This is a genomic window from Bacillus sp. WC2503, assembly GCF_052682895.1.
Map to the genome: position 1 here is coordinate 354,317 of NZ_JBQYMD010000001.1, position 24,748 is coordinate 379,064.

Here is a 24,748-nt window from a genome sequence, read left to right on the forward strand (position 1 = left end):
TGCTATACTAAAAGTAACTGATTTGGTGGAGGAATTCGAATGAAAAAGAAAATTGCAGAATATGAAGTTGGTGAACAAGTCGATGTTTTCTTGTTAATTAAAACAGCGACAAAAGGTCTCGCAAGTAATGGAAAGCCGTTTTTAACAGTAATTTTACAAGATCCAAGTGGAGATATTGAAGCGAAGCTATGGGATGTATCACCGGAAGTTGAGAAACAATATGTAGCAGAAACAATCGTTAAAGTAGCTGGAGATATTTTAAACTATAAAGGACGTATTCAATTACGTGTGAAACAAATTCGAGTTGCGAATGAAAATGAAGTAACAGATATTTCGGACTTCGTAGAAAAAGCACCAGTGAAAAAAGAAGATATGGTTGAGAAAATTACGCAATACATATTTGAAATGAGAAACCCGAACATTCAGCGTCTAACAAGACATTTATTAAATAAGCATCAAAATGAGTTTTTAGAATATCCAGCAGCGACGAAAAATCATCACGAGTTCGTATCTGGACTAGCTTATCACGTTGTATCGATGCTAGATTTAGCAAAAGCTATCTCGGCTCTATACCCATCGTTAGATAAAGACTTACTATATGCAGGCGTTATTTTACATGATCTTGGTAAAGTAATTGAGCTATCTGGTCCAATTTCTACAACGTATACGTTAGAAGGAAATTTACTAGGCCACATTTCTATCATGGTGAACGAAATTGGGAAAGCAGCAGACGAATTGCAAATTGATGCAGAAGAAGTATTAATCTTGCAGCACATCGTCCTTTCTCACCACGGAAAAGCAGAATGGGGTAGCCCAAAACCACCATTAGTAAAAGAAGCAGAAATTCTGCACTACATCGACAACTTAGATGCAAAAATGAACATGATGGACCGCGCATTAGGACGTACAAAACCAGGCGAATACACAGAGCGTGTCTTCGCACTTGATAATCGTTCATTCTATAAACCGACGTTCCATAATTAAGATTGTAAATAGAATGGCCTCATTAAGCGTTAAAAGCTTAGTGAGGCTGTTTTTGTATTAAAAATTAAATGAAATAGTTAAGAAGTACGCATGGGGTTAACGAAGAACGATTAAAACATATCTCACCACTAGAATGGGAGCATATCAACTTTAATATGGCAGATACTTAGAATCGCTTCAGCCTGTACAATAGGCCTAAAAATAAGAGTTGAAATTTGTTTAGCATATATTTTGGTTAAAAGGTGGGAGGGATCCCTATATAAAAAAGACACCCTAAGGTGCCTTTCCTCGACTAGATCGGAGTACCGCCAGCATTTCAGAAAAAATACAATAAGCTGTCCATATGGGCAGCTTATTTACATAATTCTCGTTCTCGGAAGTTGATCTTGTAGCGTTCTTTCTCGTAATTCACTATGTTTTCCAAAGAAAATAGTGAAAGGCAAGGCGCTGAATACATTTACAAAATGACAAAACTGTAAGAATACACGAATGTTTGTAAGAAAGTTCGATGTTTTCCTTTTTCTTTTTTTATTATAGTGAAAAAGAAGAACGAAATATTCTCTTATGTAGGAAAGGAAGATAATAATGATTGATCTATTAAATAAATGGATGTTAGAAAGTACAGGCAATTTCAATATCGTTGTAGGACTTACAGCACTTCTATTTTTGGGTTCAGTAATTGCACTTATTATTATTTACAAAAAAATTGGTAAACCATATGAAAGAACAAATGCTATTTATTTAAAAATTACTTCTCGTATGTTTACTATTCAGATTCTAATGAATGCTATATTTATTTCTTTAGTTGGTAAAGATATTGAGAATTTCCGTCAAATCTTTATATTATTTGAAGCTTTTGTATTCTTTATTGGAGCTATTTATTCGTTTAAATTATATAAACAGGAATACAAATAATCCACTTATAAGAAACAATAAAAAATGTAAACTTTTCATTTTTAGTTAACCGTATATTCTATACATATGGGGTTAACATAACGTCTCATTATGAGGAGTCAATCTATCTAGAAACCTAGAAAAGCCCCTTCAGATTTTCTCAAGGGGCTTTTCGTTCATATAATCAGTGTTATCGGTAGTTAGGTCTCTTTAGTTGAATGGGAATATTTTGATCCAGTAGAAGAACGCAAAACCTCCAGCTACAAATAAAGCAGCTAAAATGAATGTTATTAGAGGTATTTTATTTTTCATACTTCCCTCCCCTTTTTCCTAATTGTACCATTTAGAGGAAGTGATATGTTGTATAATTTTGGTTGTATATGATATTCATGTAAGGTTAACATAACGTCTTATTATCGGTAGCAAGGACAAGGAGGAACCCCTATTCTCACAAGGGAACTTCCTTTTTTTGTTTTATGGATCTATGCATTTTTTAATACATTACTATCCTGGAGCGGCTTTAGAGTCCTCGTTTGTTGCTGAATTAGCTGAAAAACAGTATAAGATCTTGCATACTCTTAGCGTGTTTTTTCAAAAATGCTGGCGATATCCTACATCCATCAACTTATGAATTTTATAATGTCCTCAAACCAAGAACCTCGCGTGTTTTTAGTCCAAGAACGTTAGGTTATTAGATCTTAAAAGAACAGCCCTTCAAAATAAGGGATAGCACTAACAAAATCTATATTTTCTAGTTTATGGGGAATGTTTATTGTGATAAAATATCAGAAAAATCAAATAACATAAAGGAGATTAGGAATATGAACATATTAGAAAAAATTAAAGAAAACGTTTCAAAGGTTATTGTAGGAAAGGAAGGAGTAATTGATTTAGCGATGATTGCATTAGTTGCAAATGGACATGTTTTATTAGAAGACGTACCAGGAACAGGGAAAACAACATTAGCCAAAACTCTTGCGAAAAGTATTGATGGGGCTTTTTAGCGTGTTCAATTTACATCGGATACGTTGCCGGGTGATGTAGTAGGATTAGAATACTTTGATATGAAAGAAAGTGATTTTAAAACGAGTAGGCTATGCACCAGAAGATCTTCTCTGAGTTAGTATCTCTCATTTGTGGTAGGAAGAAAAATAATATAACTCCTCATCGCCATCAGATTAAGAATTTCATTATTCTCCAAAACGACAAAAGTACACTGAATTCTCATAAACAACCAACTGTGGTGAGATAAAATTTTTGTTTTGGGGCATGGGGAGCCTGGAGTCTTTAGCTTGATAGTGATGTGACGCTATCCCACATAGAGATTAATGATTTTACACCCTAAATGTTATTTAACTAAAAAAATATCTCAAATTCAAGATTTTTTACTTGCTTTTTAATCACTTGAGTTGTAAAGTGATAGTAACGAAAGCAAATGAGTCACCTGAAAAACATATACTCAGTTACTTTCGGTTTACAAGACAAAGTAATTTATGAATGAATTCAATGCAGCTTATTTAGTAAACACTACGACTAAGTTATAAAAACATAATGAGAATAAATTGAAAAGCTAAGAAGCATATTATTTTTTTGTTGTCACTTGACTAGTAAAATGAAACGGAGGAATGACCGATGTATGAAATTAAAGGGCATCATCACATTTCAATGGTTACGAAAAACGCAAATGAAAATAATCACTTTTATAAAAACATGCTTGGTTTACGTCGTGTGAAAATGACGGTAAATCAAGACGATCCGTCAATGTATCACTTATTTTATGGAGATAAAACAGGAAGCCCAGGTACGGAGCTATCATTTTTTGAAATTCCTTTAGTAGGAAAAACATATCGTGGTACGAATGCGATTACTCGAATTGGATTACTCGTTCCGTCAGAGGACAGTTTGCAATACTGGAAAGAACGATTTGAGGAATTTGGTGTGGAACATAGTGAAATGACAACATATGCAAATCGTCCTGCTTTGAAATTTGAGGATTTTGAAGGACTTCGTTTCGTACTACTCGTTTCAAACGGCGAAAAAGTGGAGCATTGGGAGACGTGGGAGAAATCAGAAGTTCCTGCAAAGTATCAAATTCAAGGAATGGGTGCTGTGGAAATGACAGTGCGTAGACTTGATAAAATGGCGAGTACACTTACAGAGATGTTTGGTTATACAGAGGTTAGCCGAAATGACGAAGAAGCAATTTTTCAGTCTATTAAAGGAGAGGCCTTTGGGGAAATCGTTGTGAAATATTTGGACGGTCCTTCTGAAAAGCCGGGCCGCGGTAGCATTCACCATTTAGCGATTCGTGTGAAAAACGATGCAGAGCTTGCTTATTGGGAAGAACAGGTGAAACAAAGAGGTTTCCATTCTTCAGGAATCATTGACCGCTTCTATTTTAAAAGCTTATATTTCCGTGAATCAAACGGAATTCTATTTGAAATTGCGACAGATGGACCAGGATTTACAGTTGATGGAGATGTGGAGCATTTAGGAGAAAAACTTGATTTACCACCGTTCTTAGAAGATCAGCGAGCAGAAATTGAAGCAAATTTAGCTCCGATTGAAGAGAAGTAATAGAAGAAAAAATACAAATTTAATATATAAATGAAAACCATTGGAGGAATATAAAATGAACCAATTAAAAGGAATTCATCACGTTACAGCGATTACAAGTAGTGCAGAAAAGAACTATGAATTTTTCACTCATGTTTTAGGAATGCGTTTAGTTAAAAAAACGGTAAACCAAGATGATATTCAAACGTACCATTTATTCTTTGCAGATGATAAAGGTAGTGCCGGAACAGATATGACATTCTTTGACTTCCCAGGTGTTCCAAAAGGAGTACACGGTACAAATGAAATTTCAAAAACTTCATTCCGTGTTCCAACGGATGCAGCATTATCATATTGGGTGAAACGCTTTGATCGTCTTGAAGTGGAACATACAGGAATTAAAGAGCAATTTGGTAAGAAAACTCTTTCTTTCGTTGATTTTGATGATCAACACTATCAATTAATCTCGGATGAAGTTGATAAAGGGGTAGAATCAGGTACACCGTGGCAAAACGGGCCAGTGCCATTAGAATATGCAATTACTGGTTTAGGACCTGTATTTATTCGTATCGCAAACTTTAGTTTCTTTAAAGAAGTGTTAGAAAAAGTTCTATTATTTAAAGAGATTGCTCAAGAAGGAGAATTCTATTTATTTGAAGTGAATGAAGGTGGAAACGGTGCATCTGTCATTGTAGAACATAATACAGTTCTTCCTGAAGCACAACAAGGTTTTGGTACAGTTCACCATGCTGCATTCCGTGTAGAAGATCGCGCTGTATTAGAAGAATGGATTGAAAGAATAGGTAGCGTTGGTCTCCCTTCATCTGGTTATGTAAATCGTCACTTCTTCGAGTCATTATACGCAAGAGTTGCACCGCAAATTTTATTTGAATTCGCAACAGACGGTCCTGGTTTTATGGGAGATGAGCCATACGAAACACTTGGAGAAAAATTATCTTTACCTCCATTCCTAGAGCCAAAACGTGAAGAAATTGAAAAATTAGTTCGTCCAATTGATACAGTGAGAAGTACAAAGGAATTTATTAAAGAGTAAAAATAGAGATAATAAGTAGGAGAGCAAGTAGTTTTAGCGAATAGCTGAAATTGCTTGCTTTTTTATTGGTCGATAAAAATTCTGATAATTATTTCTCAAGTTTTGTAATAGGAAATGTTTAGTATAATAACAATAAAATATTAAAAATTCTGATAATAATTTTTCAATACATGCTAATGGGCGATGATATACAATTTGAATAATTGTATAAATATCCCAAATTTATAAATTGGGGCAAGGGGGACGCGAGGTATGGGAGCAGATGTAGTAACGAAGGAGCAAATGAAACATTTTTTAGATGATTGGTATCGTGTAATGTTGCAGCAACATATAGAGAAAGCTACAGAAATGAAAGAGGAGATTGATAGTAAGATTAGTGGTTTGGAAGTTGATCAAGATGTATCGCTTTATCATGCGTTATTGAAATTTAGATATGATGCATTAGTTGATTGGATTGCAGTTAGAGAAGATAGTTTTGATAAAGTAGAATCTTTCGAAATTCCGACAGAAGGCTTTCTAGCGTATTACTATCACTTCTTTAAAGGATTTCATTGTACATTAATTTCAAATTATAACGAAGCGAAAGAACAGTATGAAAAAGCTGAGAAGTTATTGAAATATATTGCAGATCCGATAGAGCATGCGGAGTTTAATTATCGAATGGGGAACTTTCATTATCATTCCTATCAACAAATTAATGCGATTGATTATTTGAAAAAGGCAAAAGAAGATTTTATGAAGCAATCAGGATATGAGGTTAATTTTGCCTTATGCGAGAATATTTTAGGGTTATGCTATGTTGATTTAAATCAATTTGAGTTAGCAGAGGAGATATTTAATAATTCCTTAAATGTTTTTCAACAAATTAATCATGAAAAATATATTTTAATGGTTAGAAATAACTTAGGGTTGCTATATGCAAATCAGAATTTATCTGAGTTAGCCATTCGCCATTTATCCGAAGTAACAAAGAAAGCTCCTAATCATTTTAGGGCGCTGTACTTGGAGGCTGATGAATATTTAAAAATAAAAGAATTTGAAAAAGCGAGTGCCATAATAAGTAAAGGATTGCATATTTGTAATCAGTTGAAGAATCAAGAATATCAATACCGATTCATGGTTTTAAATGAAATGAATACAAATATTGATGCATTAGAAGAGGTTGTTATAGCAGGTATTTCTTACTTTGAAAGAGAAGAGTTATTTGACTGTATTCAGGAATATACAGAACGCTTAGCAGATAAATTTTATGATATAAACAATCATGAAAAGGCTAGTAAATATTATCGTATGAGTAAAGAAGCGAGGCAAAAACAGATGACAAAAGGGGCGTTAAAGTAATGAAAAAAATTGTGTTAACAGTAATTGGATTTGCATTTACTTTCTCAGTTTTAGGTTCCCATGATTTTAATGCTATTGCTCTTAATAAGGGAGATACAGGTGGAGCGCCAGCAGGACCAGAGTATTCTGGTTTTAATAAGGGAGATACAGGTGGAGCACCTGCAGATAATAGAGGCGACGGCGGCGGAGTAAGCCAACTATAATAAAAATAAAGAAGGGACTTCATATGGAAGTCCCTTCTTTATTTTTTGGCCATGCAGAGAAAAAAATTGACTTACTTTTCATATGTAACTATAATAGTTACAAAATAACCATCAGTAATAGAGATGAGTTATATTTTTTTAATATAATTGTAACTGATTTAGTTACAATTAAAAAATCAATCATAAAACAACCAAAAAATGTAAAAACTTTAAATAGCAACATGAGAAAGGAGACGGAAATTTTGAAACGGTTTAAGTTTTATATGATTAGCGGTATTGTGCTTGTTTTGTTAGTAGTATGTAACTTCGTCGATAAGCCGATTGCGAAGGTTAGAGAAGTGAAAGATACTGTTATGATGAAGCTGAATACGAAAGAGAGTATGGCACAGATTGATGGGCAGACGATTTACTTTAAGCAAATTGGTGAGGGGAAGCCGCCTTTACTTATGCTTCATGGATTTGGTGGTTCTTCAGATGGGTTTAGTGATATTTATCCGGAACTTGCGAGAGATCATACGATTATTGCAGTTGATATTTTAGGATTTGGGCGTTCTTCTAAGCCGGTTGATTTTCAGTATTCGTTTCCTGCGCAAGTGAATTTATATTATAAGTTAATGAAGAAGCTCGGATACGATCAGTTTGCGGTACTTGGTCATTCGATGGGGGGAGAGATGTCCCTTAATTTAGCGTATTTATATCCGGACGCAGTGACACATCTCATTTTGGCGGATTCTACAGGGATCGAGTCTTTCCAGCAAAAAGAAAGTTATGAAGTGCCGCCGCTATCAACGGATCTTCAAACTGTAACAGAGATTACGGATTATAATAAAAATGAAGTGAAAAATAGTCGTGATGATAAAGAGCATTACGATCAGCTTACGAAAATGAGAGAGCGCCGCATTGCGATGGAGGCCGATAAAATTAAAGTACCGACTTTAATTATATGGGGACGACATGATAAGAGCGTTTCTTGGAAAAACGGTGAGCTGTATCATCAGTTATTTACAAATAGTACATTTCATATTATTGAAAAAGGATACCATGCTCCGTTCCGCCAGGAGCCAATCGAATTTATGGAATATGTACAAGCATTTTTCTCAAAGCATCCACAATAAAAAGTTTTTAAGCATAAATCCACTTCTTTCCTCATACAGTGAAACTAATAAGGCTTGTCTAAGGAAAGGAATGAAGTGATTTGGAAATTTTACCATGGTGGGTTTATCTTGTAATTGTTGGGATTGTACTAAGTGGCTACATGGTTTTATATACTTCAAAAAAAGAGCAAGAGATGGATAATGAGTTTATTGAAAAAGAAGGCGAAGTATATATGAAACGTTTAGAAGAAGAGCGTGAGAAACGTAATCAGGATAGTGATAAGGATTCGGTATTACTTTAATAGAAACTTTTGAAGAAGAGAAAAGAGTTTAGTTTCTCTTCTTTTTATTGTTCGGGAAATTATTATAGAAGAAAAATATAAAAAATTTGCATGACATAAAGTGCGCAATGGCTCTATGTTAAGGTGTAACGCATAAGTTGCGTAGGTTATGCAACGATAACTAGCTTTACTCTTCATCATTTATTTGACCATACTAGGCGTAGAGAGGTGATAAACACAGTATGATCTTTAGTGAGCGTTTAAAAGAAGAACGAGAAAAACGGAATTGGTCCCAAAATGATTTGGCTGAAAAACTTCATGTAAGTAGGCAATCTGTTTCGAAATGGGAGACGGGAAAGAACTATCCGAGCATTGAAATTATTATTCATTTAAGTGATTTGTTCGGTATTACGATTGATGAGCTATTGAGGAGTGATGAAGAGTTGACACAGAAAGTTATTGAAGATAGTAAGCAATTGGCATATCCAAAATGGAAGGTGTTTTTTGATAGTTTATTTATGATGGGCGTATTTTTGTTTGTTACAAAAATCGTTGTGTGGATGTTAAATAAGTTTGCAGGAGCGAGCATTACAATTGTAGCAGACGCACCGTATATGATGAACTTTCTACCTCTTATATTAATGATCGTAGGTGGCACGGTTTCTGATAAGTTGAAGAAAAGATATAAATAGAGGAAAGGTTTGAAAGAAATTCCCTACACTAGCTGTTCTTTTCATATAAATTGTGTACTATAAAGGATAGGATGATATAAAGAAGGGGACATTTAGAATGGAATTTCATGAACAAAAGATTTTGCCAGCAGTGAGGCAAATTAAAGACTTGGAAAAGCTATTACATAGTTCGTATGAATATATTGTTATTTTAGATATTCATGTTGGTCAATTGAAGAGTGTTGTTTCACTCGCGAAGCAACACGGTAAAAAGGTGTTTTTACATGTTGATTTGATCCATGGGTTACAAAGTGATGGGCATGCGACGGAGTTTTTATGCCAAGAATATAAACCGTACGGGTTATTGTCAACAAAGGCGAGCGTAATTATGAAGGCGAAGCAAAAGGGTGTCGTCTCCATTCAACGCATCTTTTTGATTGATTCTAGTGCGATGGAAAAGAGCTGTAATTTGTTAGAAAAGACGAAACCGGATTATATAGAGGTGCTTCCTGGTGCGCTAACGGATGTGATCGCTGAAGTGAAAGAGCGTACAGGTGTACCGATTTTAGCGGGTGGTTTTATTCGTACTGTGGAGGATGTTGAAAGAGCTTTACATGCTGGTGCGACAGCGATTACGACATCGAAAAAAGAATTATGGAAACATTACCAAAAAAAGTGACGAAAATGTGAAAAGATTCTGTTGACACCGCTTTCATTAACGGTTAACATTATAGACAAGTTAATAAACGTGACGGAGAAAAGAAGAGATCCACATTTCATTGTTTCTATATACTTTTATATAGAAGCGTGTAAGCTGTGGATCTTTTTCTTTTGAAAAAAACGAATGGCCATTCATTTTACCTCTATCACATTTGAAAGCATTTAAATTGATTGTGGAGGGATTTTATGTCAGCATTTTTAGGGGAATTAATAGGGACAGCGTTGTTAATCGTACTTGGTGGCGGCGTTTGTGCTGGTGTAAGTTTAAAGAAGTCGTTTGCGAAAGATTCTGGTTGGATTGTAATTACAATGGGCTGGGGCTTAGCGGTAGCGGTTGCAGCGTATGCGGTTGGATCAATTAGTGGGGCACATTTGAATCCAGCTTTAACGATAGGACTAGCATTTAAGGGAGCGTTCCCATGGAGTGACGTACCAGGTTATATCGCAGCACAAATGATTGGGGCAATTATCGGGGCAATTATCGTATATTTACACTATTTACCACATTGGAAAGAAACAGAAGATCCAGGAACAAAGTTAGGCGTATTTGCAACAGGTCCAGCAATTCCGAACACATTTGCAAACCTTTTAAGTGAAATGATTGGAACATTCGTTTTAGTATTTGGTATATTAGCAATTGGAGCAAATAAATTTGCAGATGGATTAAATCCATTTATCGTAGGTTTCTTAATTGTAAGTATTGGTTTATCATTAGGTGGAACAACAGGATACGCAATCAACCCGGCTCGTGATTTAGGTCCGCGTATTGCGCACTTCTTCCTTCCGATTGCAGGAAAAGGCGGTTCAAACTGGAAGTATGCATGGATTCCAGTAGTTGGTCCGATTTTAGGTGGATCACTTGCAGGTTTATTCCATCAAGTTGTATTTGAAGGAAAACAAAATTCAGCACTTATTTATGTAATTATTGCAACTGTGGTTGTACTAGCAATCTCATATATGACAAGTAAAAAAAGTGGAAGCACTACAAATAATAGAAAAGTAGCATAGGGGGAAACCGATATGAAAAAATATATTCTTTCATTAGACCAAGGAACAACTAGCTCACGCGCAATTCTTTTCAATAAAGCAGGGGAAATCGTTCATTCAGCTCAAAAAGAATTTACGCAACATTTTCCAAAGCCAGGCTGGGTAGAACATAATGCACAAGAAATTTGGGGATCTATTTTAGCAGTTATCGCAACTTGCTTAAGTGAAGCGGATGTAAAACCAGAGCAAATCGCAGGTATCGGTATTACGAACCAACGTGAAACAGCGGTTGTATGGGATAAAACGACTGGTAAACCAATTTATAACGCAATCGTATGGCAATCTCGTCAAACAATGGAGATTTGTGATGAGTTAAAAGAAAAAGGTTATAGCGAAATGGTTCGTGAAAAAACAGGTCTTTTAATTGACGCATACTTCTCTGGTACGAAAGTAAAATGGATTTTAGATAACGTTGAAGGTGCAAGAGAAAAAGCAGAAAACGGTGAGTTATTATTCGGAACAATTGATACGTGGCTTGTATGGAAACTATCTGGTGGTAAAGCGCACGTAACAGACTACTCAAATGCATCACGTACATTAATGTTTAACATTCACGACTTACAGTGGGATGATGAGCTTCTAGACATGTTAACAGTACCAAAGAGCATGCTTCCTGAAGTACGTCCATCATCTGAAATATATGGTGAAACAATTGATTATCACTTCTTCGGTCAAAATATACCGATTGCAGGTGTAGCTGGTGACCAGCAAGCAGCATTATTTGGACAAGCTTGTTTCGGTGAAGGTATGGCGAAAAATACTTACGGAACTGGTTGCTTCATGTTAATGAACACAGGTGAAAAAGCAGTAGCTTCTGAGCACGGTCTATTAACAACAATTGCATGGGGTTTAGATGGTAAAGTAAACTACGCATTAGAAGGAAGTATTTTCGTAGCAGGTTCTGCAATTCAGTGGTTACGTGACGGAATGCGCATGTTTAAAGATGCAAGTGAGAGTGAAGTGTACGCATCACGCGTTGAATCAACTGATGGTGTATACGTTGTACCAGCATTCGTAGGACTCGGAACACCTTACTGGGATAGTGAAGTACGCGGCGCTATGTTTGGCGTAACACGCGGTACGACGAAAGAGCACTTCATTCGTGCGACGCTAGAATCTTTAGCATACCAAACGAAAGATGTACTTTGTGCAATGGAAGCAGATTCAGGTATCGAACTAAATACATTACGCGTTGATGGCGGAGCAGTTAAGAATAACTTCTTAATGAAGTTCCAAAGTGATATTTTAGAAGTTCCTGTAGAGCGTCCAGTGATCAATGAAACGACAGCTTTAGGTGCAGCATACTTAGCAGGTCTTGCGGTTGGATATTGGAAAAACCAAGATGAAATTAAAGCGCAGTGGCATATGGACAAACGCTTTGAACCAACGATGGAAGCGGAAACAAGCGAAGAGCTATATGCTGGATGGAAAAAAGCAATTGAAGCAACAAAAGCTTTCAAATAATCATAAACAGTGTTATAATGATGACAAGTTAATAATTCGGTAGGAGATTTGGAGAGACCACAACACGCTATAGAGGCGAAATCTATAGCGGAGTTCGTGGTCTCTTTTTTCGTTATCAAAGGGAGGAATTACCATGAAATTTTCAAGTAAACAACGTAAAGACGTATTAAACGGAGTAAATAAACAAGAGTTAGATGTGATCGTAATTGGTGGAGGTATTACTGGTTCTGGTATTGCATTAGATGGGGCAACACGCGGGTTATCAACAATTGTGTTTGAAATGCAGGACTTTGCAGCAGGTACATCAAGTCGTTCTACGAAACTTGTACACGGTGGTCTACGTTATTTAAAACAACTTGAAGTGAAAATGGTAGCAGAGGTGGGGAAAGAGCGTGCGATCGTATATGAGAACGGTCCCCATGTAACAACACCAGAGTGGATGTTACTTCCGTTCCATACAGGCGGTACGTTCGGATCATTCAGTACATCAATTGGTCTTCGTGTATACGACTTCTTAGCAGGTGTAAAACGAAGCGAGCGCAGAAAAATGTTTAACCGTGAAGAAACATTAAACAAAGAGCCTCTTGTGAAAAAAGAAGGATTAAAAGGCGGCGGTTACTACGTAGAATATCGTACAGACGATGCGCGTCTTACAATTGAAGTAATGAAAGAAGCAATTGAGCATGGTGCGAAAGCTGTTAACTACGCAAAAGTAGACAGTTTCTTATATAAAGATGGAAAAGTATGCGGTGTACGTGTAATCGATTTACTAGACGGAGAAGTGTACGAAGTTTACGGTAAGAAAATTGTAAACGCAGCTGGTCCTTGGGTAGATACACTTCGTGAAAAAGATAACTCGAAAAAAGGAAAAGTACTTCAGTTATCAAAAGGTGTTCACTTAGTAATTGATCAAAAACGTTTCCCATTAGGTCAAGCAATTTACTTCGATACACCAGATAAACGTATGGTGTTCGCGATTCCTCGTGGCGGAAAAACATACGTAGGTACAACAGATACGTTCTATGATAAAGATGCAGCTGTACCACACATGACAACAGAAGATCGCACATACATTATTAATGCGATTAACTACATGTTCCCAAGCGTGAAAATTACGGAAAAAGATGTTGAATCAAGCTGGGCTGGTGTACGTCCATTAATTTATGAAGAAGGTAAAAATGCATCTGAAATTTCTCGTAAAGATGAAATTTGGACTTCTGAATCTGGTTTAATTACAATCGCTGGTGGTAAATTAACAGGATACCGCAAAATGGCTGAAATGGTAGTAGACTACGTAACAAACTTACTACAAAAAGAAGGTCATAGTGCATATCCGAAGAGTGACACGAAACATATGCCAATCTCTGGTGGACATGTAGATGGTTCACACGGATTCCCAGCATTCGTTGCGAAAAAAGCAGACGAAGGTACGAAATCTGGTTTAACGAAAGCGCAAGCAGAAGAGTTCGCGAAATTCTACGGCTCTAACGTTGACGTACTATTCGACTTAGCGAAAAAACATAAAGACGAAGCGAAAGAATATAACATGCCGCTTGACGTTCTAATCCCACTTGTATACGCAATGGATTACGAAATGACAGCAAAACCGGTAGACTTCTTCGTACGCCGCAGAGGTGCTGTATTCTTCAACATCCACTGGGTATACGAGTGGAAAGAAGCAGTAATCAACTACATGGCTGCGAAACTAGGCTGGAGCAAAGAAGAACAAATGAAATATACAGCTGAACTAGAAAAAGCATTAACAGACGCTGTAATTCCTGTAGATCAACAAGAACAGGCAGCTGCGTTAGCGTAAAATAGAGAACCACCTGAAGGGGAGCCCTTTAGGTGGTTTTTTCTCTTGACTAAAAATAAATAAAATGTGTTACAATGATGATAGAGTATATAGTATGGATTTTGCATAAAATAAAGAAGACAGAAGCCTGAGAAACTTCTGCCTTTGTAACCTAACTTGCTATTGTGGTGGTAGTAGGTGCGGTTATAAGACAATTACATTAACGTTTTAGCCGAGAACCGCCCTTACCTTTTCCACGAAGCAGGGTGGTTCTCGCTTTTTTGTATACAGAAATTAGCCACGGACCGACGTATCTTCTACCGATGACAACGCCAGCTCCGGTTAGGATACCATACACTAATTTGATTACAAACATCGCGATCATTTTATCACCTCCCCCCTTTTTTCAAAATGGAAGAGATGATTACCACACCTACTAGTTATAGCTTATTAAGTTACATTTTAATTGTATTATGTTTTAAAATAGGGAACAAGATATATGGATGAAAATTCCTGTCTTTAAGCAGAGCATTAGTGCGTGGGGACAATAAGCAAATAAAAATTCATAAAAAACGGTATGGACATTGCCAGCCGTATTTTTTTATGAATTTATAAAACTTTTCCATACAGTGCGTCGTCTAATATATGGGAAGGAGGAAATGATGTGGATGAATTAACGATAGAAGCGTTTGAAATAGAAGATAAGGAGGACCTTATCGACGAAATAATGAACAAGTATGGACAAGAAGTCCTGCAGCTTGTGTATTCATATGTGAATAATAAAGAGGTTGCGGAGGATTTAACGCAAGATATATTTGTGAAATGCTATAAATCTCTTCATACATATAAAGGAAATTCGAATGTGAAAACATGGTTATGGAGAATTGCGATTAATCATTGTAAGGACTATTTAAAAAGTTGGTATAACAAAAGAGTTATCGTTACAGAGGATGACTTTACGTATATGGAGAGTCAAAAAGAAAGTGTGGAACAAACTGTTATTCAAAATGCAGAGGATAGTAGGCTTGCTTCTGCAGTAATGAATTTACCGATAAAATATCGAGAAATAATTTATCTATTTTATTATGAAGAATTATCAATTAAAGAGATTGCTAAGGTAATAGAAGTGAAGGAAAACACGATAAAAACAAGACTGAAAAAAGCGAAGGAACTATTGAAGGAAGGATTGGAGGAATAATCAAATGGAAGATCGATTAAAAGGCTTGCGAAAATCAATGGAGAATACAACTTTTAAACATTTGAGTTTTTCTGATCAGCATCGAAAGCGGGTACGCGAAAAAATCAATCAATCGTCCGAAAAGGAAGAAGATATCCTTTTAGCAGTGTTGCAACTTCTTATGAATGAAAAAACAGGTTATGAATTGATGCAGTTACTACGTGGGAGAGGAATTCAAAAATTCGAAGGTGATGAAGGATCTCTATACACTTTATTACATCGTCTAGAACAGAATTGCTTTATCCAATCTAGCTGGGATTACGAAGGAGCTAAATATTATCAATTAAATGATAAAGGAAACAAGATGCTGCGAAAAGCAGAGAAGAATGCTACGAAGGCACGATTTATATTAAAAGGATTAGTACAGGAGTGAGAAAAAATTGAATAAAAAAGGGGAGCATTTTTTAAAAGAAGTTACGAACCATATTAAATCAAAAGAAGCGAAGGACTTAGTTGCAACTGAACTAAACTTTCACTTGAAACAGACGAAGAATATGTGGATGGATAAAGGGTTAAGTGAGGAAGTTGCTGAAGATAAGGCTGTTGAACAAATGGGAAGTCCGATTAAACTTGGGCAAGAGCTTAACAAACTGCATAAGCCAAAGGTTGACTGGTTCCTTATAAGTTTATTAGTAATTGCGATGGGATTAGGGTTCTTGCCTGTTTTAGCTTTTGGACATACAAATGATTTACTAATGAATAAGGTGATTTTTGTTATTCTCGGTGTTGCAACAGCTGTAGGGATGATGCTGATTGATTATCGGAAGTTAGAGAGATTTGGATGGTTGTTTTATACAATTGGGGTACTCACTTTGGTACTGCCAAGGTATTTTTCAAATGATTTAATGAATGGAGAAGCGTTAATAAAAATTGATCCCGTTGCCACTGGATGCTTAATGGCAGTACCATTCTTTCTATTAGCCTGGGCTTCTTTTTTCAATAACGGTAGGTTAAAGATTAGGCATCTTCTAATTTTATATTTATTTTCTTTATATTTATTTTTAACCATATCGATGCTTTCGCCAATTTTTATCTATATCACGATGGTATTCGTTATGCTTTGGTGGAGTAAATTAGGGAAGAAAAAGGCATTGGTTATTACTGTTGTAACAATTTGTTTATTTACTCTCGTTGGTTTATTCTCAGTAAAAGAATATCAAGTAGATAGAATTTTAGGGTATTTAAATCCTGGGCATGATGCAGGTGGCGAAGGATTTATGTATATACTTTTAAAAGAGGTAATGTCTTCAACAGGTTGGTTTGGCGCATCTGAAAATATAAAGCCAATCCCTGCTGCCCATACTGATTTTGTATTTGCAAGTTTGACTTACTATTATGGATATGTGCTTGCGTTAATCCTTGTCTTGATCCTTTCTCTTTTTGTAGTAAGGTTAGTGGTCATATCTTATAAAATAAATGACCGGTATGGTAAATTGCTTCTCATTGGAGGCATGACTCTTTTCGTAGTGCAATTCCTTTATAACGTTGGTATGATTTTAGGTTTATTACCGATTACTGCTATATCCTTACCTTTTATTAGTTATGGATTAACACCAACTGTATTTCATGCGCTTTTAATGGGAATCGTACTAAGTGTATATCGCCGTAAGGGTATGTCATTTAGAATGAAGAGGACACCTTGATGATGATCAAGGTGTTTTTGTTATATGTAAAAAGAATTCACTATTTTGATTAAGTACAAACGTAAATAGATAGCAAAAGAGGGTTATGATAAATAACCCTCTTTTCGTGTTTAAATAAGTGCACTTGCTTTTATAGAAGTACATAATTCAGAACGAGAGATTGATTCAGCTAGTTGTTGTAAATAGGCGTATTCTTCCGCATCTTTTTCAGAAGTGTTAGGATCTAATAAATGAGAAGAAAGAAGTACATCAATTGTCAGTATATCCGAATCATGAGAAATGATTTTATACCCTGCAAATACAGGGTATTTTAAATCTTTTACTTTTTGAATCATCTGATGGAAATTCGTAACGTTTATATTGATTTTTGCTAATGGAAAGCATTTTTCGGTAGGATTCTCGATGGTCTTTCTAATTTTATAATCGTATACGTAGTAGTACTTTTCTTGCTGCTCAAGTGCTTGTAATTCCTTCGTTAATAAGTGGTATTTATCTGTAAGTCCAGTTGTGAGTGCATCGTTTTCTTCTCCAACTACTAATGTGAAAAGTGTTGGTGATGAAATTGAAATGGTGCGGACGTTTAAATCAATAAAAGTGGGGTTCAATTGTAAAATGGTATGTAATTTTTCGGTAGGAAACTCACCGTCATAAATAGCAATGAAATAATGATTCATTTTTCCACTCCTTATTTTTTCTAAAATGATATATTCTATTTTAAAGTTGTAAATCCTGCATAAAAAAGAAACACCTTGATTCGTATCAAGGTGTTGTAATAAGTTCAAAGCTCTCTGAAGCAGCCCCGAGTATAAAAGGACTAACCTCGCCAACGCTATAAAGTTGTAATTCATGCATAGCTCGCGTACAAGCAGTGTAAAACAATCTACGAACGCTCTCATCACTGTACACATCTTTAGAAGCATTATAAATAATAACAGCGTCAAATTCGATACCCTTCGCTAAGTAAGCCGGGATCACGACAATACCTTGCTCATACTCGGCGGAGTTACTTTTCACGAGTTTAATATTCTCGATATGATTAAGTGCTTCGTAGGCAGCGGCACTTTCAACTGCGGATTTACATATAATTGCGATTGTATTATGCTGTTGTTTTTGAAGTTCAGCAACTTTGGAAGAAATACAGTCGTGCAGTTCGATATCATTCGCTACTTTCGTTACTGTAGGCTTCTCACCGTCACGTTCAAATGCGTTAATGTTTTTTCCTTCCGGTACGAGAGCGCGTGTAAATTCAATAATCGGTTTTGTGGAACGATAGCTACGAGTTAAGTTGATGCCATTTGTTTCATCGGGTCCGTATAAGCTAGTAAGTGTATTGAAGTTCACTGTTTCACTCGCATGGGCAAATATCGCTTGGTTAAAGTCTCCGAGCACTGTCATTTTTGCGGCAGGGAAGAGACGTTTTAAAAACTCGAACTGAAACGGAGAATAGTCTTGCGCTTCGTCTACGAGTACGTGTTTAATCGATCTATTCGTTTGGAAGCCTTCAATTAGTTCTTTTAAAAGTAAAAATGGAGTCGCATCCTCGTAATATAATTTTCCTTCATCAAGCATGTTCACAGTTAATGAGCAAATGTCGTCCCATTCTTTCGGTTTTTCTCCAGTAACCCATGATGCATCTGTGAAGAGTTGTTTATATATGCCTGTAAAATTGATGAAACGTAATGTTTGAACGCCTTTACGTAACGGCTTCAATTTTTTACGGACAATCATACGTCCAAGTACTTTCGTTTCTTTCTCATAATCATTAAAGGAGTTATCTTCAAACTCGCCTTTTTTCTGTAAGTATTTATAAGCTTTTTGATATTCATCTTTACTAAGTAATTCAATTTCTTCTTCTACCCATGGCTTTTTCAGTTCTGTTTTTTCGATTGCGTCTATTTGTTTGTTTAGCCAATCTGTTAACTTCTCGATTCTATTATGGAAGCGGAGGGAGGAATCCGTATTATAAAATTGCTCTGTAATTTCTTTAGCAGAGGCAATCAATTTCCCTCTAAATTTCATTCCTCTAAATAGCATGCCTGAAGATTCAAGAGATTGTCTGTACGCTCTAATCATCTCGAAAAATTGAGTAGATGCTTTAAATCGAATGCTCGCATTTCTCGTTTTATAAGCAGGGCTATTCGTTTCAGTTAGCATATATTCTAGTTGTTCATAAGGATCTTCAACATCAAACGATTTACTTAGTCTATGGTTTAAATATTCTTGGAATGTGACTTGCTGCATATTTTCTTCGCCGAGTTCTGGCAGTACGTTAGATACGTAACTGTTGAACATAGAGTTAGGGGAGAAGAGAATAATTTGGTCCGCTTTTAGCCATTCGCGATATTTATATAGTAAATAGGCAATACGTTGCAGGGCAGCTGACGTTTTACCACTACCAGCAGCTCCTTGCACGATAAGGAGTCGGCCTTCATCGTGACGAATAATTTCATTTTGCTCGCGCTGAATCGTAGCGACGATACTTTGCATATGTTTATTCGTACCTTTTCCAAGCGCCTGTTGCAGAATTTCATCGCCAATTGTAAGGCTCGTATCGAACATAGAATCAATCTCGCCATTTTGAATAATGTACTGTAATTTTTTCTCCACATTACCGCGAACTACGCCTCCTGGTGTTTTGTATTCAGCTGGTCCTGGTGGATAGTCGTAATAAACGCTCGAAATAGGTGCGCGCCAGTCGTATATGAGGAAGTTTTCTCCGCTAGCATCGGTAAGCGTAGCGACGCCGATATAAATTTCCTCTGCGGCAGGTTCACCTTCTTCTGTAAAATCAATGCGTCCGAAGTAAGGGGCTTTATGCATACGTCTCAGTGCAGCGAGTCGATTGAAAGTGTGCTTATGTGTAATTTGTGTTACAGCAAGGGACTGAGCTTGTTGCCTTAAGTTGATAACTGTTTCAAGATAATCATCAAAAGTATCAGTATTCACTTTCACGTCATCCCAGAAATGTTTACGAATATGGATTACTTCTGCCCGGCGTCTGCCAGTTTCGTTTTCCAGTTTATCAATTTGCTGCGTAATCGTTTCGATTACGGTATCCAATCTTTTTTGCTCTAGATCAAGTTTTTTGTTCATACGGTAGCACTCCTTTAAAAGTGAAAAATAGAGGTTGACTGAAGATGTGTTTTGGTGTACAATTAAGATACGGATAAATACGTTCTTTGCGTTTTATAAAATGTGTTTCTGTACTAATTTAACATAGTTTTTTCATTTAATCAATGATAATAAGATAAACCTTGGTTCCATGCTACGTGGATCAAGGTTTTTTTGTTTTTGTAGAGGGAGTCACGCTTGTTGTCGTTTTTTGTCGGTAAGTCGATATATTTCGAAAATCGCTGATATAATTGAAGTTGCGGTCGATATATTTGAAAAATCGCTGATATAATTCATTCAGAGGACCAACTATATAATTTCATTTACCGAATCTGGATATAACTCCCGAGAGAAGAGGGTATACAAAAAAGCTCAGGCCTAAGCCCGAGCTTTTTATTTCATTATTTCTTTTCTTCTTTTTTCTCGTCAGCTTTTTTCTCTTCGAAAAGATCTTTCAAATCTTTATCGTCAACTTTTACGTCAGCTTTTTTGATTTCTTTCATCATAAGATCGTTCATGAATGCGCCATCTTGCATTTTCTTCGCAATTAGTTCTTTTTTGATGTCAGCTTTAGATTGTTCGAATGATTTTTCTGGCTCTTTAATGTCTGTAACTTTAATGATGTGGTAACCGAATTGTGTTTTTACAGGTTCGCTTACTTCATCTTTTTTCAGTTTATAAGCAGCATCTTCGAATTCTTTAACCATTTTACCATGTTCGAAGAATCCTAAGTCTCCGCCTTTTTCTTTTGAACCAGTATCTTCAGAGTATTGTTTCGCTAACTCTTCGAAAGATTTACCTTGTCCAAGTTCTTCTTTAACTTTCTTCGCAGTAGCTTCATCTTTTACAAGAATGTGGCTTGCTTTAATTTCAGGTTTGTAGTTTTCTTTTAGTTCTTTATCAGTGATTGTTTTTTCAATTGCTTTTTCTTGAGCTAATTGAGCACGTAACATATTTTTAAATGTTTCTTCTTTCATACCTTGTTGTTTTAACAGTGTATCGAATTGATCACCAACTTGTTTTTTCGTTTCATCGAGCTTTTTATCTACTTCTTTGTCGTCTACTTTGTAGTTTTTGATAAGTACTTTTTCCATAACCATACCTTGTAAGACTTGGCTACCAGCTTTTTGCTTCATTTCATTGTAGAAATCTTCTTTCGTAATATCACCAGCTTTAGAAGTAACAACTTTGTCTGATGATGATGTTCCACATGCTGATAATGCGATTACACTTGTTGCGGCTAAGGCAAGCATAGCTTTCTTCATTCAATAAACACTCCTACTATTATGTATTTTTAATTTATCCTACACCAATGAACTTAAGTTCATAAGAGCCCGATTAAGTCTCACTGATACTTTTGCTTTTTATATTGTTAAAGCGCGCTTAACAGGGCTTACCGAGGCTGAGGATAAAGTTTTGATGGATGTTATTTGTTCTATAGTATAAGCAATATGTACAAAGTTTAATATATCATATTTCGACTCGTTTTCATATTGATAAAGAAAAATTAACCATATCGTGTCAGATTTTGAAAGTGTGCCATATTGGGCGGATGCCGCATATACAGAATAGAGGAGGGGATGGGGATGAATTCTCAACTTATTTTATTACTTGTACTGTTTATTTTATTGGTTATAGTAGGTATAATTTGCTTATAGAGGAAAAAAGTGAGGAAGGGGCTTTCCTTCCTCACTTTCCATGAAATATAATTTCTATATAACTAGAAATTAATAAAATTGTTATACATACATTAATAACCCGAAAGACACCGGGCTGGCGGCTCGCAGCTATTTGTTTTCGTTCACACAGTGTATGTGTCATGAAATTCGTGTAAAATATAACAAGAAGTGCGAATGCGACAAAAACAACTGTTATAAGTGTCATGAGGCGAGACCTCCTTTTGGCTAAAATACATATACTTTATATATTGTATCATACGATATTTTGTTCGTGTTATAAAATTCAGAAATAGAAGACTTTGTGTTAGAAAGTGAGGGAGAAAATGGACGTTGTTAGAAGATTAGAACAAGCTGAATACTACGTAGACCTACTATTTAAAATGATTGATGAAGAAAAGTGTCCATTTTATTCTTTAATCATAAAGAAAAAAGCCCGTAAAAAAGATATTGAACGTATACTGAAACTTTGTGAAACATTGAACGAACAATATGTAGCGGAGAAAGCAGAAGGCCTTTTATTGTTCGATGCGCTGTTAGATCAATTTGAAAAAGCGCTTCCACATCAGCTCGAAGTAAACGAAACTGCGGAAGCGCTAGCAAAACAAGGTTTATTTAACCCACTTATGAATGAATTCTTACGCATGAGTGCGAAAAAATAAATAGATTATTTCTTAACTAACTTCTGATCGGATTCCGTAAAATTCTCCTCAATATCTTCTAATGATTTCTCAAAAATATCGATGAAGTCTTGTCCGTAAATATTGCGCAAGATAGCAATCAGCTCGATATTTTCTGGGAACTTCCCATAAAAATTACGAAGTGCAAGAGCCCCATTAAACACTGAATTACTTTCAGGGTCATACTCCTCCATTAAGCGAAGTAGTAATTCTTCCCCTTTATCTGTAATTTCAATGTACGTATTTCGTTTATCATCTTCTTTTTTCGAGAATACAAGATAGCCGCGTTCCTCAAGCTTTTTCGAGAAGTTAAACGCCGTTGATACGTGCATAACTCCAAACTTAGCAATCTCAGAAATAGAAGCCCCTTTTAAATGATAAGCGATTGTTAAAATATGATGCTCATTAATATTTAAATCGTAAGGTTTAATCCACATTTGCCAATCTTTCTCTACACATTTCCATAACGCTTTCGATAATTGAGCAATGCGTTGGCTGAAAATCATCGCTTCTTTTACCGAGTAATCTTTTTCTCCACTTTTCATTTACTCACCCACTTTAACATTCTTTTTCATTACTATCTATTATGCCAGTAAAATAAAAATTAATAAAGTCTTTTTGTGAGAATTGTGAAAATTTTTTAAAAAAATGACATTCTATACAAATCATGCATAACTATGGAAGCGGTTTATGAGTCGTGAGTACATGTGTTGTCCTTACATGTTAACGGCTAACATATATTGTAAATGCATAAAAACACGGCATATCTATGTGATATGCCGTGTTAAGGTCAATTTATATAAAAAATATTTGTTATATGCAAAAACTAAGCAGGAATTTGTTTACGCTTTTTCTGGAACAGCTTCTTGTAGTTTCTCAATTGACTTTTGAATGTCCAAAATTTCTTTTTCAATATGGCGCTTGTTTTGAGAAATATCTTGTTTCCAGTTAGAAAGCGTGTCTTGCATGTCGTCTTTTAATTCTTGAAACACTTCTTTACCTTCTGAAGCAGTTTCAACGATTTGACGCTTTAATAACTTTGTATCAGCTGTAATATCAGCTAAAGTCTTTTTAATATCATTTCCTTTTTCTTTTAACTTGCCGCGCATGGCTTTGCCAGAAGAAGGAGTAGAGAAAAGAACTGCTAATCCAGCAACTGCTCCGCCGCAAAGGACACCTGTAATAAAGGATTTAGCTTTTGACATAAAAAGAGACCTCCTTATTTTTCGTTCGTATTCATGATGTGAAATAGTATGCATATCTTTAAAACAAGAGAAAGAAAAGAGAACTTTTCCTTCTTGTAAGTGCGCTATGCACAGAAAAGTATACCCCGGTATATGGAGTGAAGAAACAAGCCTTGCAATATGTAATTACTTCGGGGAATTGGCTTGTTTTATGTATTACGTCTTCTTATAGTGTCACTATTTCACACTATTTGCAATTGTGTTTGCGATGTTTTGTAAATTTTCCATTGTATATTCATTTTGGTGTGATTTCCAAACGGCACCGAAACCATCGTTTTCACCGTAGCGTGGAATTAAATGAAGGTGGAAGTGGAACACAGTTTGTCCAGCTTTTTCACCGTTATTGTTAAGTAGGTTAAAGCCAACTGGATTAAACTCTGCTTTAATCGCATTTGCGATTTTTGGAACGACAGAAAAAATGTGTGATGCGATTTCTGGCGTTAACGCAAAAATGTCTTGTTTGTGAACTTTCGGAATAACAAGAGTATGTCCTTTTGTTACTTGACTAATATCTAAAAATGCAAGCACATGTTCATCTTCGTATACTTTTGAGCAAGGGATTTGCCCGTCAATGATTTTACAAAAAATACAATTGTCTGCTGTATGATTCATTGATCTCATCCTTTCAAATATCCTTAGCCGTATTTTACCATAATTACATAAGAGAACAAACACGAAAAACAGGAAGCTGAGTCAGCTTCCTGTTTTCTGAAGAGGGATTGAAAAAGCATTATCGTAATTTACGTTTCGCAGACACCCCATTTATTTAAGAAATGCATGGTAAATCGGCTAAAGTTTCTGCCGTAGACACCCCATTTTCAAGTGAAATGAATTGCAATCTTTTTAAAATGAAATTGTTTATTTTTTAAAACAGTATATGCTCTTTCGGAGACACCCCGTTTCGAAAATGAAACAAATAATCTGGTTATGTGTAAATTTCATTGTCCAACATGGACACCCCATTTCATGATGACTTCACTATGTTGTTATACTCATCAATTGGTGGTTGCTTTTTCAATGTGTTCCTTCTTCACTAATTATGATGTCCGCTTT

General features: G+C 35.8%; 25 protein-coding genes and 1 pseudogene. 18 read left to right on the forward strand and 8 right to left on the reverse strand.

What is annotated here, in order from left to right; translation table 11 throughout:
- Positions 1 to 39: 39 nt before the first annotated feature.
- From yhaM to glpD, 14 genes and pseudogenes are all read left to right on the forward strand, one after another.
- Positions 40 to 984 carry a 3'-5' exoribonuclease YhaM gene (gene yhaM, locus ACUN26_RS01910; RefSeq protein WP_000726648.1) on the forward strand — a complete coding sequence of 315 codons (945 nt, stop codon included), beginning with the start codon at positions 40 to 42 and terminating at the stop codon, positions 982 to 984.
- A gap of 585 nt (positions 985 to 1,569) precedes the next feature.
- Positions 1,570 to 1,899 carry a hypothetical protein gene (locus tag ACUN26_RS01915; RefSeq protein WP_000566288.1) on the forward strand — a complete coding sequence of 110 codons (330 nt, stop codon included), beginning with the start codon at positions 1,570 to 1,572 and terminating at the stop codon, positions 1,897 to 1,899.
- 800 nt (positions 1,900 to 2,699) lie between these two features.
- A pseudogene (locus ACUN26_RS01920) lies at positions 2,700 to 2,966 on the forward strand (AAA family ATPase); the annotation flags it as partial.
- A 544-nt stretch (positions 2,967 to 3,510) separates the two neighbouring features.
- Positions 3,511 to 4,455, forward strand: coding sequence for a ring-cleaving dioxygenase (locus tag ACUN26_RS01925; protein ID WP_000272951.1), 945 nt, complete (start codon positions 3,511 to 3,513; stop codon positions 4,453 to 4,455).
- Positions 4,456 to 4,510: 55 nt separating this feature from the next.
- Positions 4,511 to 5,488 carry a ring-cleaving dioxygenase gene (locus tag ACUN26_RS01930; protein ID WP_001072584.1) on the forward strand — a complete coding sequence of 326 codons (978 nt, stop codon included), beginning with the start codon at positions 4,511 to 4,513 and terminating at the stop codon, positions 5,486 to 5,488.
- Positions 5,489 to 5,740: 252 nt separating this feature from the next.
- Positions 5,741 to 6,829, forward strand: a complete 1,089-nt coding sequence (locus ACUN26_RS01935; RefSeq protein WP_000500567.1) for a response regulator aspartate phosphatase — start codon at positions 5,741 to 5,743, stop codon at positions 6,827 to 6,829.
- Positions 6,829 to 7,032: a hypothetical protein gene (locus ACUN26_RS01940; RefSeq protein ID WP_000725081.1), complete on the forward strand. Its 204-nt coding sequence runs from the start codon at positions 6,829 to 6,831 to the stop codon at positions 7,030 to 7,032. Before ACUN26_RS01935 ends, ACUN26_RS01940 begins: the two co-directional genes overlap by 1 nt.
- A 242-nt stretch (positions 7,033 to 7,274) precedes the next feature.
- The gene (locus tag ACUN26_RS01945; protein ID WP_033657389.1) at positions 7,275 to 8,147 is read left to right on the forward strand and encodes an alpha/beta fold hydrolase; all 873 of its coding nucleotides are present in this window, start codon (positions 7,275 to 7,277) and stop codon (positions 8,145 to 8,147) included.
- Positions 8,148 to 8,227: 80 nt separating this feature from the next.
- A complete protein-coding gene (locus ACUN26_RS01950; RefSeq protein WP_000404439.1) occupies positions 8,228 to 8,428 on the forward strand; it encodes a sporulation YhaL family protein in 201 nt (66 codons plus the stop codon).
- A gap of 221 nt (positions 8,429 to 8,649) precedes the next feature.
- Entirely contained in the window at positions 8,650 to 9,099 is a 450-nt protein-coding gene (locus ACUN26_RS01955) for a helix-turn-helix domain-containing protein (protein ID WP_000577660.1), read from the forward strand.
- 97 nt (positions 9,100 to 9,196) lie between these two features.
- Positions 9,197 to 9,757 carry a glycerol uptake operon antiterminator GlpP gene (gene glpP / locus ACUN26_RS01960; protein ID WP_000394289.1) on the forward strand — a complete coding sequence of 187 codons (561 nt, stop codon included), beginning with the start codon at positions 9,197 to 9,199 and terminating at the stop codon, positions 9,755 to 9,757.
- A gap of 227 nt (positions 9,758 to 9,984) precedes the next feature.
- The gene (gene glpF, locus ACUN26_RS01965) at positions 9,985 to 10,806 is read left to right on the forward strand and encodes a glycerol uptake facilitator protein GlpF (protein ID WP_001272191.1); all 822 of its coding nucleotides are present in this window, start codon (positions 9,985 to 9,987) and stop codon (positions 10,804 to 10,806) included.
- A 12-nt stretch (positions 10,807 to 10,818) separates the two neighbouring features.
- Positions 10,819 to 12,309, forward strand: a complete 1,491-nt coding sequence (gene glpK / locus ACUN26_RS01970; protein WP_000759975.1) for a glycerol kinase GlpK — start codon at positions 10,819 to 10,821, stop codon at positions 12,307 to 12,309.
- Positions 12,310 to 12,442: 133 nt separating this feature from the next.
- On the forward strand, positions 12,443 to 14,125 hold the full coding sequence (gene glpD, locus ACUN26_RS01975) for an aerobic glycerol-3-phosphate dehydrogenase (protein ID WP_000672820.1): 1,683 nt from the start codon (positions 12,443 to 12,445) through the stop codon (positions 14,123 to 14,125).
- 199 nt (positions 14,126 to 14,324) lie between these two features.
- Here the strand turns inward: glpD and ACUN26_RS01980 are convergent, their stop codons facing one another.
- Entirely contained in the window at positions 14,325 to 14,489 is a 165-nt protein-coding gene (locus tag ACUN26_RS01980; protein WP_000561154.1) for a hypothetical protein, read from the reverse strand.
- 279 nt (positions 14,490 to 14,768) lie between these two features.
- Between ACUN26_RS01980 and ACUN26_RS01985 the strand changes: the two genes are divergently transcribed.
- The 3 genes from ACUN26_RS01985 to ACUN26_RS01995 are packed head-to-tail and all read left to right on the forward strand — an operon-like array spanning position 14,769 to position 16,984.
- Positions 14,769 to 15,302 (forward strand): sigma-70 family RNA polymerase sigma factor, encoded by a 534-nt coding sequence (locus ACUN26_RS01985; protein WP_000344000.1) that lies wholly within the window; start codon positions 14,769 to 14,771, stop codon positions 15,300 to 15,302.
- Positions 15,303 to 15,306: 4 nt separating this feature from the next.
- A complete protein-coding gene (locus ACUN26_RS01990) occupies positions 15,307 to 15,714 on the forward strand; it encodes a PadR family transcriptional regulator (protein WP_000390175.1) in 408 nt (135 codons plus the stop codon).
- A gap of 7 nt (positions 15,715 to 15,721) precedes the next feature.
- Entirely contained in the window at positions 15,722 to 16,984 is a 1,263-nt protein-coding gene (locus ACUN26_RS01995; protein WP_001034607.1) for an FtsW/RodA/SpoVE family cell cycle protein, read from the forward strand.
- A gap of 110 nt (positions 16,985 to 17,094) precedes the next feature.
- Here ACUN26_RS01995 and ACUN26_RS02000 read toward each other — a convergent pair whose 3' ends face one another.
- The 4 genes from ACUN26_RS02000 to ACUN26_RS02015 form a co-directional block, all read right to left on the reverse strand.
- Positions 17,095 to 17,658: a hypothetical protein gene (locus ACUN26_RS02000; RefSeq protein WP_001017091.1), complete on the reverse strand. Its 564-nt coding sequence runs from the start codon at positions 17,656 to 17,658 to the stop codon at positions 17,095 to 17,097.
- 85 nt (positions 17,659 to 17,743) lie between these two features.
- Entirely contained in the window at positions 17,744 to 20,077 is a 2,334-nt protein-coding gene (helD, locus tag ACUN26_RS02005; protein WP_001035450.1) for an RNA polymerase recycling motor HelD, read from the reverse strand.
- A gap of 419 nt (positions 20,078 to 20,496) precedes the next feature.
- Positions 20,497 to 21,360 carry a peptidylprolyl isomerase PrsA gene (gene prsA, locus ACUN26_RS02010; protein WP_000710079.1) on the reverse strand — a complete coding sequence of 288 codons (864 nt, stop codon included), beginning with the start codon at positions 21,358 to 21,360 and terminating at the stop codon, positions 20,497 to 20,499.
- A 424-nt stretch (positions 21,361 to 21,784) separates the two neighbouring features.
- On the reverse strand, positions 21,785 to 21,979 hold the full coding sequence (locus tag ACUN26_RS02015) for a hypothetical protein (RefSeq protein ID WP_000172690.1): 195 nt from the start codon (positions 21,977 to 21,979) through the stop codon (positions 21,785 to 21,787).
- 118 nt (positions 21,980 to 22,097) lie between these two features.
- Here ACUN26_RS02015 and ACUN26_RS02020 point away from each other — a divergent pair, with 118 nt between their 5' ends.
- Complete coding sequence (locus ACUN26_RS02020) at positions 22,098 to 22,433, forward strand: DUF1878 family protein (protein WP_000383648.1); 336 nt, start codon at positions 22,098 to 22,100, stop codon at positions 22,431 to 22,433.
- Between the two features lie 5 nt (positions 22,434 to 22,438).
- Here ACUN26_RS02020 and ACUN26_RS02025 read toward each other — a convergent pair whose 3' ends face one another.
- The 3 genes from ACUN26_RS02025 to ACUN26_RS02035 all read right to left on the reverse strand — a co-directional run bounded on the left by ACUN26_RS02025 (position 22,439) and on the right by ACUN26_RS02035 (position 24,307).
- Positions 22,439 to 22,996, reverse strand: coding sequence for an HTH-type transcriptional regulator Hpr (locus ACUN26_RS02025; RefSeq protein ID WP_000834919.1), 558 nt, complete (start codon positions 22,994 to 22,996; stop codon positions 22,439 to 22,441).
- 297 nt (positions 22,997 to 23,293) lie between these two features.
- Complete coding sequence (locus ACUN26_RS02030; RefSeq protein ID WP_000030306.1) at positions 23,294 to 23,656, reverse strand: YtxH domain-containing protein; 363 nt, start codon at positions 23,654 to 23,656, stop codon at positions 23,294 to 23,296.
- A 216-nt stretch (positions 23,657 to 23,872) separates the two neighbouring features.
- Positions 23,873 to 24,307, reverse strand: coding sequence for an HIT family protein (locus ACUN26_RS02035; RefSeq protein WP_001016837.1), 435 nt, complete (start codon positions 24,305 to 24,307; stop codon positions 23,873 to 23,875).
- Between the last annotated feature and the right edge of the window lie 441 nt (positions 24,308 to 24,748).